Annotated in this window: 1 protein-coding gene; it reads left to right on the plus strand. The window is 48.7% G+C overall.

The window, feature by feature from the left end; translation table 11 throughout:
• The coding region (locus tag HWQ67_RS19110) for a right-handed parallel beta-helix repeat-containing protein (protein WP_218254285.1) at positions 1-1,227 on the plus strand (1,227 nt) is incomplete at both ends.

A 1,227-nucleotide genomic window follows, 5' to 3' on the forward strand; every position in this document is an offset into this window, starting at 1 on the left:
GACGATGTAGAATTCGCTTATAACACGGCCTCATACCTCTCCTGCGAGGTCACCACCAGCTGCTCATATACTGATATCCTACACCTGTCAGGTCAGACAGACGCGCATGCAGAACTCGTCAACCACTCCGATTTCATCTACAGCGTGTGCTGCCGGGATACAAGCGGGTTTGTTACACTCTCGACCGCATGTGATGATGCTGTGCTGCTCCACCTGTCAGACGAGACAAATGCCCATGTCGAGCTGAACAATATGACTGATTTCCCATGGTCGGCATGCCTTTCTGCAACAGGCGCGACTCTCTCATGCAGGTACACAAGCGCAGGATGCAGCGGGGGCGAAACATGTATTGCTACTGTCTCCACTGAACTGCCCTCGTCGAAAAAATGGTCTAACCAGCACATAGGCGACTGCGTCACAGCCCCGTACGAAACCTATGTATGCTGCCGCGCGCAGGACTATATACGCACCTGCAACAGCTGCGCAGATTGCCAGGCCAAGATAACATCTTCCTCGCCTGATACAACAGTCAGGCTTGTTTCAGATATAACCGGGGAGCCGGGCACCTGTATTGATGTCAACAGCGGCTCCGGCGTGACATTCGACTGCGCCGGACACACAATATCTGCTTTGAGCGGTGCCATGATCGGCATCAATGTCCTCGAAACATCTGCAAATTTTACAATCAGAAACTGCCCGAACGTGAGCTATTTCAGGTACGGCATCAGACTCTTCCACAGTGAAAAAACAACAGTTTACAATACGACGCTGTACAACAACACATACTCGGGCGCTCTCGTCATGTCAGCCACAAACCTTAATTTTACCGATGTTACTGCATACAACAACGGGGACGCTGTAAACTGGCCCTATTCAGGCATTTACCTTGAATATGTAAATAATTCTCGTTTCACAGGTATAAACACATCCTATAACACGCATAATTACGGCTTCTTCGCGTACGAATCAAATAATAACACTTTAAACAACATTTTCTCAAGCGAAAACGGCTGGGAGGGTGTTGCTCTCCAGTATTCGGATAACAACACACTTTCCGGTATTACTGCCGAAGATGGGAGCGACTCAGGCATCCACCTCTTCAATTCCTCAAACAACCTGCTTGAAAACCTGGTTTTAAACAACAACTTTGAGTTCGGACTTGTTCTCGGCCTTGACTCAGACAACAATACAATCAGTGGTTCGACCATAACAGACAACACGCAGGGA

The organism is Candidatus Magnetobacterium casense, from assembly GCF_019173545.1.
Taxonomy (GTDB): domain Bacteria; phylum Nitrospirota; class Thermodesulfovibrionia; order Thermodesulfovibrionales; family Magnetobacteriaceae; genus Magnetobacterium; species Magnetobacterium cryptolimnobacter.